Origin of the sequence: Alteromonas sp. NFXS44 (assembly GCF_040148705.1) — a bacterium.
GTDB lineage: Bacteria > Pseudomonadota > Gammaproteobacteria > Enterobacterales > Alteromonadaceae > Alteromonas.
The window spans coordinates 91,472-104,491 of record NZ_JAGDEA010000005.1; the positions used below are offsets into that span (position 1 = coordinate 91,472).

General features: G+C 49.9%; 13 protein-coding genes and 1 tRNA gene. 9 read left to right on the plus strand and 5 right to left on the minus strand.

Annotation, left to right across the window (positions count from 1 at the left end):
- Window positions 1–17: 17 nt before the first annotated feature.
- A tRNA-Ile gene (locus J3369_RS05600) sits at window positions 18–94 on the minus strand.
- A gap of 313 nt (window positions 95–407) precedes the next feature.
- Between J3369_RS05600 and J3369_RS05605 the strand changes: the two genes are divergently transcribed.
- The 9 genes from J3369_RS05605 (at window position 408) to J3369_RS05645 (ending at window position 7,869) form a co-directional block, all read left to right on the plus strand.
- Complete coding sequence (locus tag J3369_RS05605) at window positions 408–1,217, plus strand: MbnP family protein (protein ID WP_349584792.1); 810 nt, start codon at window positions 408–410, stop codon at window positions 1,215–1,217.
- A gap of 118 nt (window positions 1,218–1,335) precedes the next feature.
- On the plus strand, window positions 1,336–1,665 hold the full coding sequence (locus J3369_RS05610) for a hypothetical protein (protein WP_119500423.1): 330 nt from the start codon (window positions 1,336–1,338) through the stop codon (window positions 1,663–1,665).
- A gap of 218 nt (window positions 1,666–1,883) precedes the next feature.
- A complete protein-coding gene (locus J3369_RS05615; RefSeq protein WP_349584795.1) occupies window positions 1,884–2,270 on the plus strand; it encodes a CidA/LrgA family protein in 387 nt (128 codons plus the stop codon).
- Complete coding sequence (locus J3369_RS05620; protein ID WP_303574490.1) at window positions 2,267–3,007, plus strand: LrgB family protein; 741 nt, start codon at window positions 2,267–2,269, stop codon at window positions 3,005–3,007. Before J3369_RS05615 ends, J3369_RS05620 begins: the two co-directional genes overlap by 4 nt.
- A 209-nt stretch (window positions 3,008–3,216) precedes the next feature.
- A complete protein-coding gene (locus J3369_RS05625) occupies window positions 3,217–4,209 on the plus strand; it encodes a response regulator (RefSeq protein WP_119500426.1) in 993 nt (330 codons plus the stop codon).
- Window positions 4,209–4,700, plus strand: coding sequence for a PAS domain-containing protein (locus J3369_RS05630; protein WP_349584799.1), 492 nt, complete (start codon window positions 4,209–4,211; stop codon window positions 4,698–4,700). Before J3369_RS05625 ends, J3369_RS05630 begins: the two co-directional genes overlap by 1 nt.
- Window positions 4,701–4,808: 108 nt before the next feature.
- Complete coding sequence (locus J3369_RS05635) at window positions 4,809–6,470, plus strand: Lcl C-terminal domain-containing protein (RefSeq protein WP_349584802.1); 1,662 nt, start codon at window positions 4,809–4,811, stop codon at window positions 6,468–6,470.
- A gap of 2 nt (window positions 6,471–6,472) precedes the next feature.
- The gene (locus J3369_RS05640; protein ID WP_303574488.1) at window positions 6,473–6,979 is read left to right on the plus strand and encodes an Lcl C-terminal domain-containing protein; all 507 of its coding nucleotides are present in this window, start codon (window positions 6,473–6,475) and stop codon (window positions 6,977–6,979) included.
- Between the two features lie 95 nt (window positions 6,980–7,074).
- Window positions 7,075–7,869, plus strand: coding sequence for a DUF2884 family protein (locus J3369_RS05645; protein ID WP_349584805.1), 795 nt, complete (start codon window positions 7,075–7,077; stop codon window positions 7,867–7,869).
- Window positions 7,870–7,873: 4 nt separating this feature from the next.
- On the opposite strand, the gene hemW is transcribed toward J3369_RS05645, so the two are convergent.
- From hemW to J3369_RS05665, 4 genes are all read right to left on the minus strand, one after another.
- The gene (gene hemW / locus J3369_RS05650) at window positions 7,874–9,013 is read right to left on the minus strand and encodes a radical SAM family heme chaperone HemW (RefSeq protein WP_349584808.1); all 1,140 of its coding nucleotides are present in this window, start codon (window positions 9,011–9,013) and stop codon (window positions 7,874–7,876) included.
- Window positions 9,006–9,608, minus strand: a complete 603-nt coding sequence (gene rdgB, locus J3369_RS05655; RefSeq protein WP_349584811.1) for an RdgB/HAM1 family non-canonical purine NTP pyrophosphatase — start codon at window positions 9,606–9,608, stop codon at window positions 9,006–9,008. The genes hemW and rdgB overlap by 8 nt, the downstream gene beginning before the upstream one ends.
- 19 nt (window positions 9,609–9,627) lie before the next feature.
- Window positions 9,628–10,839, minus strand: a complete 1,212-nt coding sequence (gene srmB, locus J3369_RS05660; RefSeq protein WP_349584814.1) for an ATP-dependent RNA helicase SrmB — start codon at window positions 10,837–10,839, stop codon at window positions 9,628–9,630.
- Window positions 10,840–10,905: 66 nt separating this feature from the next.
- Window positions 10,906–12,858, minus strand: a complete 1,953-nt coding sequence (locus J3369_RS05665; RefSeq protein ID WP_349584816.1) for a RecQ family ATP-dependent DNA helicase — start codon at window positions 12,856–12,858, stop codon at window positions 10,906–10,908.
- Window positions 12,859–13,020 lie beyond the last annotated feature (162 nt).

Genomic DNA, 13,020 nt, shown 5'->3' on the forward strand with positions numbered 1-13,020 from the left:
TGTTGCGGTTGAGATAATGGTGGCCCCACCTGGACTCGAACCAGGGACCTAACGATTATGAGTCGTGTGCTCTAACCAACTGAGCTATAGGGCCATTCTAACTTTAAGAAGCTTGTGTGGAGAGCCAGTGTTTGCTGAAGAACTGCGCACTGGTTTTTACAAGCGGGGCGAAGTATAAGCAGTTTTTTGTGGCTTGTCACCCTATACAGCCCGTGAATTCAATTACCTGGCGAAAAGTTGGTCAGCCTGCAGTTGTAACACCCGGCGGTTAAAGTTGTTAGTAAAAAGCGTACGGTTTCCGCGCACCTCATTCTTTGCCCCGTTAGTCTTTTGTCGGGTTGACGAAATGGTGGCTGCCCGCTCACTATGGTAGTGGTGTAAGTTTTAAATTAAGCGCAATTATGAACATGAAATGGATTTTCCTGATCCCGACTTTTCTGATGCTGACAGGCTGCGGCGATCTGTTCGGTAGCAGCAAAGCTCCCGGAGATATCCCCGTGGAATTTACCGACCTCTCATTAGGTGAAGATTGTGCCTGGGAAGTCACGGTGGATAAAGATCTGTGGAAAATAAACTATCTGGCTTTTTATCTGAGCCAACCGGAAGTAAAAGTAGAGGGCAGGTGGATCCCGTTGAACTTCGTCAATAACGACTGGCAGTCAGATAAAGTCGCCTTTTTGCAGTTTCATCATGCCTGCGATAAAAAGCTGAATAACAATCATATTCTGTTGGATGCCAATGAAGCTTTGCTAAGCAGAGCTACAGAACTGCGCCTGACGATGGGGCTTAATTTTGATGAGAACCATTCATTGCCGGTGGAACAAACACCGCCGCTGGACAAACCAACGATGTACCAGTCGGTGAATGCCGGACATAACTTCTTCCGTGTGGAATTACAAAATACCCGCGAACCGGGCGCCATCTGGTCGTTTTTACTGGCCAGCGGAGGATGCAATGGAGTGAATGCTGAAACGAAGCCGTCAGATTGCGCGTTTCCTAATCGTGTAACGGTGAAGTTACCCATGGCCCAGAACGTGTCGGACCTGAGCTTGCTGGCGAAGCTACAACAAATTCTGTTCCGCGTTGATTTAAAAGCGGTCACGGAATGTAATATGGCCGGGTCTCACGATAAAAGCTGTGAAAAAGTCATGAAAAATATTACCGGCAGGGAATGGTTGCGCTGGGACGCGCCTGAAAAGGTATACCTGAAATCCTGAGGGTATGAACGTAAGTCGGTGGTTTAAGGCGAAATTTGCCTGTGGCGTAGTGCAAGGTTTCAGATTCTTTGCTATCTTTCCTGTACACTAATTTTAGCCAGCCAGCATGGAGATAAGAATGACTGAGAAGCCCTTCCTGGTGAGTGGCCGCAATACAATCATCCACAAAGTTCGCAAGTTTGATTTGTTGATTGTTAACGGTGACGAAAATCCGCCGGTAATCGTGACTTATAAAGGTATTAAGCGCTACGAGGGAAAAATCCCTGATAACAAGCGTGAAGCCAAAATGATGGACATGGAACTGGTTGATATTACAACCGGCGATGTTTTCGGTGACGAAAAGACACTGGTGTTCATTCAAACACTGAATGGAAAAGAATACAAGGTAGATTACAGCAAAGCTGAAACGCCTATGTTCATTAAAGTGCATCAGGACAGCGCTTTCTGATCTGCCACTGAGCCACATTATCAGGCGCCCGGTAAGCATGCCGGGCATCCTCGTTTACTCCTCTGATTGCTATTCATTTCTCGCTATATGGCAATACAGTTTTAAGCGCCACACCTTGAGCATTCTTTTTTGTAGTTACTTTTTACTAAGACCATTGTCGGTTGTGAGACCCGGTCTCTGTCAGATACACTGCCTTATCTTCATTAATACGGACGCCTATGACTAACCTGCTGCACATGCTTGCCGGTCTGGCTGCGATCTTTCTTTTTTATTTCTGCGGAGAGATGCTGGTAAGAGTATTAGCACTGCCGTTTCCCGGCACACTCGCCGGACTGTTAATGTTGCTCGCTTTTCAGTTTCTCCGCAGGAAAACCCCCGTCGTGCTGATATCGGGCGGGGCCCCGCTGTTAAGGCATATGGCGATGCTTTTTGTTCCTGCTGTGCTGGGCGTTGGCGTCTACTGGCAGCAAATCAGCGAAAACCTTACCGGCATCGGGTTAGCCATCATTGTTTCAACCACTGTCAGCCTGGGCCTCAGCGGGTGGATAGCGCAACGTTTATTACAATCTGTAGCTGTGGATTCAGAAGAAGATACCGGCTTATGACTGTTGTACAGGCATTTAATGACTGGTTTGCTAGTGTCTCAGCGCTTGTTGTGCCATCTTTTTCGGCAACGGGATTAGTCTGGATAAGTATAACTATTGCGGCCTATTTACTCGCATTATCCGTTGCACGCAGAACCCGCGGACATCCACTGGCGAACCCTGTTCTGGTCACTGCAGTGATCACCGGCATGGTTATTTTGATAAGCGGGCAGGGAACGGGTAATTATCAGCATGAGGCGGGCTTTATTCACTGGTTACTGGGGCCGGCCACGGTAGCGCTGGCGATCCCTATGTATGCCCAGTGGCAAAAAATTCGTGAACTGGGCTGGCGTCTGGTTCTGGCGGTATTTCTTGCCGGCGTCATCGCACCGTTAACAGCATGGCTGACAGTGTGGTTTTATGATGCACCACTGGCTATTCAGATGACCATGCTGGCGAAGTCCATTACTACGCCACTGGCAATGGAGGCTACTGCGCAAATCAATGGTATTCCTGCGCTGGCTGCTGTATTCGTTATCACTACAGGCATCGTGGGGGCGGTAATTGCGCCGGGGGTCTATCATTTGTTAAATGTCACTCTGCCGCAAGCCCGTGGTGTCGCGCTGGGGGCTGTGTGTCATGCAGTGGGGACCGCTAAAGCATTGCAAATGAGTGAGCGCACCGGCGCGCTGGCAACGTTGGGGTTGTGTCTGAACGGCATCATGACGGCCATTATCCTGCCTTTATTGTTTGCGTAACAGTGTCATTAGCAGGAACCTGAGTTTAAAAAATAACCGCCGTGTTACACCAATGACGAATGGAAATTACTCAGAATCCTGCTATCAATGTATAAGGGATTCAGTTGACTGAAAACTGTTGTATGCACGGTGTACAATGTACATGGTCGGACAATTTCTGCAAAAGATTTCGCAATTCTGCGAAGGCTAAAGGAAGGTAATCTTTTTACATGATTTCGGTATTGGTTTGTGACGACTCGCTGGTAGCACGCAAACAGGTAGCAAAGTGCTTGCCGCCTGACTGGGATGTCGCTGTTCATTTCGCCAAAAATGGTCAGGAAGCGGTCGCCGCTTTAGAGCAGGGTAAAGGACAACTGTTATTACTGGATTTGAATATGCCGGTGATGGACGGATACGCCACCTTGCAGGCCATTCAGGATAAGGGGCTGAAAACCAAAGTTGTTGTGATCTCCGGGGATATACAGCCCGAGGCTCATGAACGGGTAACCCGGCTGGGAGCACTGGAGTTTATTCGCAAGCCCGTGGACCCTGCAACGCTGGAAAGCGTGCTGGTTAAACATAATTTGCTGGAAAACGAGCCGGAAGTTGAAGAGTCCGTTGAACTGGATCCGGATATCCGCGACTGCTATCAGGAAATCACTAATATTGCCATGGGTCGGGCGGGTGACCACCTTGCACGGACGATGAATGTGTTTGTTCACCTGCCTATTCCCAATGTGAATCTTATTGAAGCATCTGAAATGCGCATGATGCTGTCGGATATAGACAGCCATGAGCAGGTAACGGCAGTGTGTCAGGGCTTTATCGGCTCAGGGATCCGCGGCGAAGTCATGTGTATTCTCAGTGATTCAAGCTTTGAAGATGTGGCAAAAATTCTCGATGTGCAGGAGGATGTGGACGATCAGTTGCAGCTTGAGTTGTTAATGGATGCGGCCAGTATTCTTATCGGCACCTGCCTCACTGGCCTGGCGCAGCAAATGGACGTGACTTTTGCACAGGGACAGCCCATTGTTCTGGGTCAGCACCGTGCGATTACCGATATTATTCAGACTAATCAGGTGAAGTGGAAACGTACTCTGGCGATTGAACTGAGTTACGGGCTGGAAGGCTACAATGTGAATTGTGACCTGTTAATTCTTTTCACCGAAGATTCTATGCAAACTATGAACGCCAAACTTGCTCATTTACTGGAGGATATGTAATGCAGGACAGTGAATTAGAGCAAATGCAATCTTTCCACTGGATGATGGATATGCTGCAAAGTGTTGATGTTGGCATCATCGTTCTGGACAGAACATTTCAGGTAAAGGTATGGAATGGCTTCATGGAAAGCCACAGCGGGCTGTTACCGAGTGAAGTGCGTGACAAAACCTTATTCAGCATTTTCCCTCACATCAATGAAAGTTGGTTTGCGAAAAAATGCAAACCTGTATTTGAGTTGAAAACCCGGGCATTCATGACTTGGGAACAGCGGCCTCATTTGTTCAAGTTTCACAATTACCGGCCGATTACAGGTAATGAGCCGTACATGTATCAGAATATCACACTGGCACCTTTAACATCGGCGAACGGGAAAACCGACCATATCAGCGTAATGATTTACGATATGACGGATATCGCGTCCGGTAAAAAGCAACTTGAAGCGTTGCAGGTGAGTAGTGAAGAACGCAGGGAAAGACGTTCACCACAATAAACTGAATACACCGGCGTTTTCTTTTTCAGAGGGTAAGACGACGTGATGTTTCGAATTTCTCCACACCTTCCGTGCCGGCACGGGTTCACCGTTTTCTTGATGAGTCTCATGCTGAGTGCATGCGGCGGAGGCGGCGGTGACGACTCCGGTGGCACGCCCACTAATCCCAATGCAATTTACGTGAATGCCGGTGCCGACATTGAAGTTTTGGAGGCCACGGACGTCAGTTTGAGTGGCAGTGCTACAGGCAATTCCGATGGCGCAACCTGGCGCTGGTCTGTAACGCCTTCTGCCACTATCACGCAGGATGACAATACTGTTGCAGACGCGGTCTTTACTGCACCTGTCGTTACCACCGATACGTCGTTTGTTGTTACCCTGACTGTCACTAATAGCAGCGGTAACAGCGATTCTGATACCTTAAATATTCTGGTCAGGCCGGTGAACGTTTCACCAACAGCCGTGATCACGCCGGAGCAGGAAGCCGGTCAGCCACAGAATACATACTCGGCCGGCAGTACCGTGGAGCTGAGCGGGTCGGCCAGTACAGACGAGGATGCACCGGATTCAGCAAACCCCATTGCAGCCTGGGAATGGCAACAAACTTCAGGTAACAGTGTTTTAAATGGTATCGCCACCGATCAGCCTTCGATAACCATCACTATGCCGGTGGAAACCAGTGCGCAAGCGCTGACACTGACGCTGACGGTCACTGATGCAGAAGGTGCCTCAGATACCGCCACTGTTACTCTGAATACCTTATCAGAAAGCCAGACCTTACCGAAGGTCAGTGCCGGTAACGACCAGGCGGTATTCAGTGGTGAGCGGATTGTCCTCAATGGCGTTGCAAGCACAACGGTATCCGCCGGTTTACCGCTACTCAGCGAATGGGAAGCGTCAGGCAGTGCCGGCATGGTCCGCGATGCAGATACTCTTTCGACGTATGCGATTGCGCCGCAGGTCGATGTAGAAACGCAAATGAGTTACACCCTTGCCGTGAGTGATGCCTTCGGTCATATCGTCTATGACGAAATTTTCGTTACCGTCCGTCCGATGCCCGTTCCTTTGTTAAACGACACCGGCGTTACAGTGCAGGCGAACAATACAGCCTACGCCAATACCCAGCAGAACGATTTTCCCGGTCAGGACGGACAGCGGGGTGGTGATGTGATCAGTGCTGCCGGTTTCCTCGAAAAGGCAGGCCGTGGTAGAGCGGGTTTTGATTTCACCAAACTTAATAGCAACGGTGATGAAGAAGATGATACATCTCAAGCCTGGTCTTGTGTACGCGATAACATCACCGGTCTTATCTGGGAGAAGAAAACCGGTGATGCCGGACTTCGTGATGCAGATAACACCTATTCCTGGTTCTTCTCTGCGCAAAACGGAGGTTATCAGGGCCCGCAATCTACGTCTACCGCCAGCTGTACAATGACTAACTGTAACACCCAGGCTTATGTCACTGCGGTAAACGACCAGGGCCTGTGCGGGTTCTACGACTGGCGTATGCCGACACATCAGGAACTGATGTCGATTATTCATTTCGGTCAGCCCAGCGGTGTGATGCTTGATGATGACTATTTCCCTTTCGCCGGCACACTGGCGGCCGGTGAAGACAAGTTATGGTACTGGACCCGCATGCCAAGTGCTGACGGCGTGTCCGGTGATGCGGCACAAAATGCCTGGGCACTGGATTTTGCTTCCGGCCTGGATAACTTCTTAATTAAATCGAGCCCGGCGCGTGTGCGTCTGGTAAGGGCAGGGAGATAAGCATGAAACCTGTATTTGTATTGTTATGCTGGCTGTTTTCGGCGTCTTTAATGGCGCAGACCTGTCTGGGTGATGGTATTGAAACCGCCGGCGAGGACGATTTTGAGGACTTGGGTGACGGCGAAGTGCTGCATATTGAAACTCAGCTAATCTGGCAGCGTTGCTCACTGGGTCAGACCTGGAACGGGACAACCTGCACAGGCACTGCCACTAAATATAACTGGCAGGAAGCGCTCATCGCGGCGCAGGAAGCCGATGCCGTTGACCTTGCAGGATTGCGTTTACCTAACATCAAAGAGCTGTCGACTATTACTGAACGCTTGTGTGTACGCCCTGCGATTAACGAAGCTATTTTCCCCAATACACCGCCGGATGATTTTTGGACATCAACGCCCTCACTGGAAGATCCGGTACGTTCCTGGGTAGTCGCATTTTTTAACGCCAGTCACTCAATTAAAGAAAAGGACAGATTTGTTTACGTGCGTTTAGTGCGCACACAGCTTGATTAGCCGTTAACAGCCCTTATAATGCCGCGATTTATTCAACCTGAATTTTAGCAGGTTGGACTTGTCGCGGCTTTTTATTTAGGGGTAAGGCGTACACAATGCTACGCATGAGAATGCGAAAATTTCTATCTGCTTTGCGAGTTCCGCTGGTGTTTTTCACCACGGTGCCTTTTTGTGCGTCAGCAGATATATCCTGTGACATCGACTTTGCCTATGGTCTGGTGGTTAACGAACATCAGTTACGGATCCTCGATAAGAGCCGTACTGTCGTTCAAATCAACGACCAGGATCAGTTGTTCGTAAAAGGTCGCTGGCAAAACCTGAGTGTACCCGAGCGCCGCTGGCTCCGAGATTATTCGCGGGGATTGCATTATGTTGTTCCCAAGATGATTATTCTGGCGACAGAAGGTGTAGAGCTGGCAGCAGATACCGTGGATAACGTATATCAGGGGCTGGTGGGAACCGATCACGAAAGTTACGAAAAGCTGCAGCACGCAATGAAGCGTGTGCGTAACCGTGTTAAAGACAAGTTCCGTCATGCCAGCAACCATTACTTTATCGGCCCGGGATCACTGGAAAGTGTCGACCACTTTGTCGACAGTGAAATTGAAGCTGAACTGGAGCAGGCTATCTCCATGTCTATCGGCGGTATTCTTTCAGCCATTGGCGGCATGGATGAAAACCGGGTAGATTTAAGCAGTGAAAGGGTGGAAGAAATCACCCGTCAGCTTGAGGCCGTAGGTGAGCAACTGGATTTTGAAGCAGGGCCGGCATCACTGAACAATAAAGCGCAGTGGTTCTGTGATAAACTACACCGCCTGAATGACCTGGAAGAAAAGCTGCGCAAGCATATCCCTGCGCTGAAACCTTACGACATTATTATTTCGGAATAAATCGTTAAACAAATGTTGAGAGCAGACTGTTAAGGTATCGTCTGCCTTTTGCCGTCACCTGCCAGTGCAACTCCGATTCTTCTATCAATCCCTGCTCACGGGCTTTAGAAAGCTCTGCTAATTCCTGAGAAGATAATGTCTGTCCGGTAAAATCAGTGAAATCCTGCTTCGGGCAGGGTTCAACAAGGCGGAACCGGTTCATGAAAAATTCGAAGGCTAAATCTTTCTTCTCTACCGTTGAGGAAGTATCGAGGTAGGGGCGGGCAATATCCATATAGCCTCTGGGATGCTTCACTTTCACTGTACGGACTATCTCACCGCTGTTGATATCTGTGATTTTACCGTGAGCACCACAGCCGATCCCCAGGTAATCACCGAAGCGCCAGTAATTCAGATTGTGCTGACACTGGAAGCCGGCCTGGCTGTAACCGGAAATTTCATACTGTTCGAAGCCGGCAGCTTTAAGCCTCTTATGTCCCTGTGACTGGATCTCCCATAAAATATCATCATCGGGCAGCTCAGGAGGCTTTGAGTAAAAGGGCGTGTTGGGCTCAATGGTGAGCTGATACCAGGAAAGATGGCGTGGAGACATGGCAATGGCACGGTCTAAATCGTCCAGCGCATTGGAAATACTTTGATCCGGTAAGCCGTGCATCAAATCCACATTAAAACTGTTAAGCGGTGCAGCCTTCGCCAGAGTGATGGCCCGGCTTGCCTGGTCAGTATCGTGAATGCGGCCAAGGGCTTTAAGGTGATGGTTCTGAAAGCTCTGGATCCCCATGGAAATCCTGTTTACTCCGGCCTGAGCATAGCCGTCAAAGCGTCCCGCTTCCACAGTACCGGGATTAGCCTCAAGAGTAATTTCAGCATGCTCAGACAACGCTACCCGTTGTTTAACGCCGTCCAGCAGGATTGCTATGGATTCTGCGGAAAACAAGCTTGGCGTACCGCCGCCGATGAAAATACTGGTGATCTCGCGTCCTTTTACGCGGGCTGCGTCAATAGCCAGATCGTCCAGCAAATGGGCGACATATTCATTTTCAGGAAGTGATGACTTCAACCCGTGTGAGTTGAAGTCGCAGTAAGGGCATTTCTGAACACACCAGGGAATGTGGATATACAGGCCCAGAGAGGGATTACGCAAAAGTTTGTCTCATTTGTTCGAGCAGAAATGCCATGGCCTGACCACGATGGCTGATTTGATTCTTAACCTGGCGGTCCAGCTCAGCGGCGGTACATTCATGGGAAGGTACATAAAACACCGGATCATACCCGAAGCCGCCGTGACCGGCCTGAGAATCCGTAATCGTGCCATGCCAGTAACCCTGACTGATAAGCGGTACCGGATCGTCTGCATGACGCATAAACACCAGCATACAGAAGAAATGTGCACGGCGGTTTGCTTTGCCGTCCAGCGCTGCCAGCAACTTATCAATGTTATCACTGTCGCTGGCTTGTGCTCCGGCGTAGCGGGCGGAATAGATACCAGGCGCACCGCCAAGTGCATTCACCACCAACCCGGAGTCGTCTGCAATCGCCGGCAAGCCGGTGACTTTAGCCGCATGACGGGCTTTGATAATGGCGTTCTCCACGAATGTGGTGCCTGTTTCCGGAACGTCTTCCACGCCGAGTTCTTTTTGCGGAACAACGGTCACGTTCAGCGCTGAAAACAGGCGGGTGAATTCCTTCACTTTGCCGGCGTTACCGGATGCCAGTACAATTTTTTCAGGAAATGACATATCAAACCGTCCTTACTGATTACTTACTTTTCTTTTTCGCTGTGGCGGCTTTTTTCATTTTGGCCTTTTTCTTCGCGGTGTTTTTCGGAGCTTTATGCTTAGGCCGCAAGTCTTTTACGAAACGGGATTTAAGCGGTTCACCGGTGTAACGCTCAACTTTACCTATCATGTCGAAGTCGTGAGCTTCAATCAGCGATATGGCGGTACCTTTTGCGCCTGCACGACCTGTGCGACCAATACGGTGAACGTAGATATCGGCCTTGCGGGGCATATCGAAGTTGATAACATGACTGACGTTAGGCACGTCGATGCCACGGGCAGCAACATCGGTTGCCAGCAGTACGGGGACTTTCCCGGATTTAAACCGTAGCAGGGCGTCATTACGTTTATCCTGCGGCATTTCTCCCTGCAGCCAGCACACTTCAATTTTCTCAGACATCAGAAAATCTTTCAGTGCCTGCAGGCGCTCGCGGGTTTTTATAAACACCACCGCATTGGTAATGTCATTTTTAAGAATATGCACCAGCATGGCCTGCTTGTGGGCCATGTCATCCGCCAGGTGATACCACTGATGAGTTTTCGCTTTTTCCTTCCGTGAAGGATTCGCTTCCACCTCAACCGGATCATTAAGAATATCGCGGGAGAAAAATTTCACCCCCGGCCCTTCCAGTGTGGCGGAGAACAGCATGTTCTGTTTTCGCCAGCGGGCTTCCGAGGCAATTTGACCCACAATGGCACCAAATCCCATGTCGAGCATACGATCTGCCTCATCAAGGATAAGGCATTCAATATTGCGACAATCCGCAGACTCTTTCTCGATATGCTCAAATAAGCGGCCCGGCGTGGCCACTAGGATATCCAGGTTCTGGCTCAGTGTTTCTCTGTCAGTACCATAGTTTATGCCGCCGGTAATCACGCCGCATACCAGTTCGGTATAACGGGTAATTGCCCGTGCCTGCTCATACACCTGTAAGGCAAGTTCACGGGTTGGCGTGAGAATAAGGATGCGTGTCGAACCGGGTTCCCGACGTGGGAAATCCAGCAAAAACTGGCACGCAGGCAGCAAAAAGGCCGCCGTTTTTCCGGTTCCGGTGGGGGCCGATGCGAGGATATCCTTGCCGTCCATCGCCGGCGGGATCACGAGAGACTGAATGGAAGTCGGGTTTTTAAATCCCATCTCCGTAACAGCCTGACAGAGGCTGTCATCAAGCTCTAATTCTTCAAAGGTCATTCGGTGTTTTTGCGTCGCGAAAATAAAGGCGTATTGTAGCACCTCACCGCTGTGTTTTGATAACTATTATCCCGAAACTGCGCCTTCAGATTCATTCAGAACAGAATTGGCACAGCTGAGTAGTACATGATAAGCCGTCTCTTCGTATTTTCCGAACTGCGGCTGCTGCTTTGCCTTGATTTTGGTGAAAACGGGTTGGGTAAGTCCGGCCATGAAGCGACTCAGCAAGACAGGTGTCAGCATCTGTGCCGGAAGCTTTTCAGAAAGCCAGTTGCGGGCCTGTTGCATGTCAGTGGCGATATTGCCGGACTCAGCTTCTGAGTTATCACGGCTAAGACTCAGTGATTGTCCCCTGCATACTGAGCAGTGCCCGCAGTGTTCAGGTGCATGCTGATCGCCGAAGTATAATGCCAGATTGTGATTCAGGCAGCGGTCGAGATTGAAAAAGCGCAGCATGGTAGCGATACGGGCAATTTCTGATTCTTCATTCTTGCAGGCATACTGATGCAGGTTGCCGGCAAGGTCGGGGGTGAATAAATCGGGATTTACCCGGTACACATCGGTGAGCTGTTTGGTTTCCAGCTCAGCCTGGCCGTTGTCAGCCAGTTGCTCCAGCAGACTCAGCACCATTCCTCTCTGGTATCCTTGCTGCTGAAGGGCGTCGAAATCCGGAGCGCCCCAAATTTTCCTGAAGCGGGTGTGGCTGACGATGGCGTCGAACAGTCCCTGATGTTCCTGCGTTAAATGCTGTGCAATTTGCTCAGGAGCCGCCAGCCATTTTACCTTTACGTCTTCGTAGTAGCTGTATTCAGGTTCAACTGCACCGGCGAGTTCCAGTTGCACCAGCAGCGTCTTCAGTGGCAAAGTGCGAATATTGGTGGTTTGTGACAGCGACCAGGCCCTGGTTTCCCACTGACCATTTTGCGTGTTGGTCGTGATTTCATTAAGCAGCGCATCAATGGCGTGCTTTTCAGGTGTGTCACCATACACAAAGTTTTCCAGCACGTTAATACCGTCCAGACTGGCCAGCAGCACGCACCGGCTGTTCTGCCCGTCACGTCCCGCGCGGCCGATTTCCTGACTGTAATTCTCTATGGATTTCGGGAGATCGTAATGCACCACGAAACGGATATCTGCTTTGTCGATACCCATGCCAAAGGCGATGGTTGCCACAATGATGCGTGTTTCGCCTGCCATAAAGCGATTTTGAATGGCAGCACGGTTGTCGTTACCAAGGCCTGCATGATAAGAAACCGCAGAATAGCCTGCTGCTTGTAACTGTCCGGCAAGTTCATCCGCCGTTTTTTGCAGGGTTACATACACAATGCCGGCACCGGCAGTTTCATCAAGTACTTGTGTGAGCAACGGTAATTTACCGGTGTTCTGTGCCGGAATCAGGTCTATGTCCAGGTTGGCTCTGTAAAACCCGGTCTGTACGATATGCTGAAGGCTAATATCAAATTTCTGCGCCATGTCTTTTTGTACCCGGCGCATCGCTGTAGCGGTGAGCAACAGCACCAGCGGAATGTTCAGTGACTGGCGGTAGCGGGGCAGTTTCAGATAGTCGGGACGAAAATTGTGCCCCCATTCGGAGATACAATGGGCTTCATCCACCACCAGCATGGATACGGGAATGCTGTCGATGAAGCGGCGGAAACGCTCGTTCTTAAACCGTTCTACCGATATCATCAGGATCTTAAGCTCACCGTCCCGTGCCTGCTGCATCACCTGCTGGCTGTCTTCTTTGCTCAGAGTGGAATCCAGGCTGGCAGCCGCAATACCCTTATTCCGCAGAAATGCCAGCTGATCATGCATCAGCGCGATGAGCGGCGAAATCACCAGGGTGAGATGGGGCAATTGTGTCGCGGTGAACTGATAACACAGAGACTTACCTGAACCGGTAGGAAACACCGCCAGCGAAGAATGCCCGGCCAGAAGCTGCTCAATAGTCTGTTGCTGACCTTCGCGGAAACCGTCGAAGCCAAAATGTTCATTGAGTTTGATTTTCAGTGATTGCATTTAAAAACGGGTCTAAGGTTGCTGGATTAATTTATTGTGTCTCATGAAAACGGGATTTATTTTAGAAATATGAGCAATAGGGAGATGATTAAAGAAACTAATAATGAAACTAGTAGTATGCTCTTGCGATCGCTTTTAATAACCCAGGAAGTCTTCGGACTT

Excerpts from the sequence above, each read along its gene's own strand:
- J3369_RS05605 (WP_349584792.1), top strand. The coding sequence starts at position 408 with ATGAAATGGATTTTCCTGATCCCGACTTTTCTGATGCTGACAGGCTGC.
- J3369_RS05610 (WP_119500423.1), top strand. The coding sequence starts at position 1,336 with ATGACTGAGAAGCCCTTCCTGGTGAGTGGCCGCAATACAATCATCCAC.
- J3369_RS05615 (WP_349584795.1), top strand. The coding sequence starts at position 1,884 with ATGACTAACCTGCTGCACATGCTTGCCGGTCTGGCTGCGATCTTTCTT.
- J3369_RS05620 (WP_303574490.1), top strand. The coding sequence starts at position 2,267 with ATGACTGTTGTACAGGCATTTAATGACTGGTTTGCTAGTGTCTCAGCG.
- J3369_RS05625 (WP_119500426.1), top strand. The coding sequence starts at position 3,217 with ATGATTTCGGTATTGGTTTGTGACGACTCGCTGGTAGCACGCAAACAG.
- J3369_RS05630 (WP_349584799.1), top strand. The coding sequence starts at position 4,209 with ATGCAGGACAGTGAATTAGAGCAAATGCAATCTTTCCACTGGATGATG.
- J3369_RS05635 (WP_349584802.1), top strand. The coding sequence starts at position 4,809 with ATGCTGAGTGCATGCGGCGGAGGCGGCGGTGACGACTCCGGTGGCACG.
- J3369_RS05640 (WP_303574488.1), top strand. The coding sequence starts at position 6,473 with ATGAAACCTGTATTTGTATTGTTATGCTGGCTGTTTTCGGCGTCTTTA.
- J3369_RS05645 (WP_349584805.1), top strand. The coding sequence starts at position 7,075 with ATGCTACGCATGAGAATGCGAAAATTTCTATCTGCTTTGCGAGTTCCG.
- rdgB (WP_349584811.1), bottom strand. The coding sequence starts at position 9,608 with ATGTCATTTCCTGAAAAAATTGTACTGGCATCCGGTAACGCCGGCAAA.
- srmB (WP_349584814.1), bottom strand. The coding sequence starts at position 10,839 with ATGACCTTTGAAGAATTAGAGCTTGATGACAGCCTCTGTCAGGCTGTT.
- J3369_RS05665 (WP_349584816.1), bottom strand. The coding sequence starts at position 12,858 with ATGCAATCACTGAAAATCAAACTCAATGAACATTTTGGCTTCGACGGT.